General features: G+C 53.0%; 3 protein-coding genes. All 3 read right to left on the bottom strand.

From position 1 onward, the window contains the following. Positions 1–207, bottom strand: a 207-nt coding sequence (locus BUC32_RS19995; RefSeq protein ID WP_281249019.1) for a MaoC/PaaZ C-terminal domain-containing protein, incomplete at its 3' end; no start/stop codon positions are given. 44 nt (positions 208–251) lie between these two features. Next, positions 252–1028: an enoyl-CoA hydratase/isomerase family protein gene (locus BUC32_RS19990; protein ID WP_073257401.1), complete on the bottom strand. Its 777-nt coding sequence runs from the start codon at positions 1026–1028 to the stop codon at positions 252–254. A gap of 18 nt (positions 1029–1046) precedes the next feature. Beyond that, positions 1047–1666: NAD(P)H-dependent flavin oxidoreductase (locus BUC32_RS19985; RefSeq protein ID WP_139280821.1), on the bottom strand; the 620-nt coding region annotated here is incomplete at its 5' end.

Raw genomic sequence — 1666 nt, 5'->3', positions numbered from 1 at the left:
CAGTGTCAGAAAACCATGGGCGATTGTCCCTCCAAAGGGGGATTCATCTCTTGCCCTACTTGGATCAACATGAATGAACTGATGATCCATCGTAACATCAGCAAACTTGTCGATCATGGCCTGATTGATCAAAACCCATTCACTGACACCAATCTCCTGCCCGATCTTGCCTTGCAATGAGTCCACCATTTTCCCGAGTTCAGTCATTACTCACCTCATGCGTTTCGTTCAATTTTTTGGAAAGGATCCGCTTAGTTGCCTTCGAACTTGGGAACAGCATTGTCAAAGAAGGCGTCCACACCACGTTGATAATCCAGCGAGTTTCCCAAAGCGTTTTGTTCTTTGGCTTCCTCAATGACGGTTTGCGCCAAGTTCAAATTTGGGACCTGGCGGATGAGTCTTTTAGCAGCGGCGGTCGCCAGTGGCGCCCTTGCCGCCAGTTCATGGGCCCAAAGCAGGGCTTCGTTTACAGCCTGCCCTTCACGAGCCACTTTAGTCGCCATGCCAAGGTCCTGACACTCGTTTGCAGACAGTTTCTGCCCTTCCACAATTGCCTGAAGCGCGCGCCGTGGTCCCATTGCCTGATTTAGCAGCCAACACAAACCACCGTCCGGAACCAGCGATATTGTCGCAAATGCAAGATAAATCTGGGCGGTTTCTTCCATCACGCAGAAATCACAAACCAATGCCAATGCGGCCGAAATGCCAGCTGCATAGCCATGCACGGCCGCAATGTACAAAGTATCACCTTCAGCAATGGTACGCAGAAATGGCCAGTACTCACCTTCCAGAATGTCTTGGGCTGAAGACAGTGAACTCTCGGACATGTCGTTGCCTGAGGAAAAGCCGCGCCCGGCGCCACAAAGAACGGCGACTCTTATGTCCAAATCGGTTTCGACCCGCTGCAACACAGACAACAAATCACGTCGCATTGCTCTGTTGAATGCATTGTATTGCCCAGGGCGGGCCAGCTCAATTCTCGCAACATGGCCGTCAATAGAAAGGCGTACTGTAGTTTCATTCGACATGATGATTGGGCCTGTTCATCACAGCAATCCTGCCAACCGTTGAGATATCAGAGTGCGCGCCTCTGTCATGATCTGATCAACCAGTTGTTGACAGGTGGGAACGTCGTGAATGAGCCCTGCAACCATCCCGCAAGACCAGGCCCCTATGTCAGTGTCCCCGTCGATCATGACTTTGGGGTACACACCGGCCACTTCAGCGGCGACATCTGCAAAGGCGATCTCGCCCCCCTTGGCTGTTTCGGTTGCCAGTATGCGTTCAACTGCAGGGTTGTTCAAAACCCGCTCGGTGTTACGCAATGGCCGCATGACCAGCTTGGTATCAAGTTCACTTGCCTGAACGATCGCGTCTTTGACGTTCTGATGAACGGGCGCCTCTTTTGTCGCAAGGAACCGCGTACCCATGTTCATGCCGTCAGCCCCCAAAGCAAGAGACGCAACAAGGCTACGACCGTCCGCCATGCCACCCGAGGCCACGAACGGAATTGTCAGCTCTTCGGCGGCGCGTGGCAACAAGATCATGTTGGGAATGTCATCTTCACCCGGATGCCCCCCACATTCGAACCCATCCACAGAAACTGCGTCACACCCGATGCTTTCAGCCTTCAGGGCGTGACGCACCGAAGTGCATTTGTGGATTA

Origin of the sequence: Shimia gijangensis (assembly GCF_900142085.1) — a bacterium.
Lineage (GTDB): Bacteria > Pseudomonadota > Alphaproteobacteria > Rhodobacterales > Rhodobacteraceae > Shimia > Shimia gijangensis.
The sequence above is the reverse complement of the archived record's forward strand: the minus strand, read 5'-3'. Positions and strand labels throughout refer to the sequence as shown.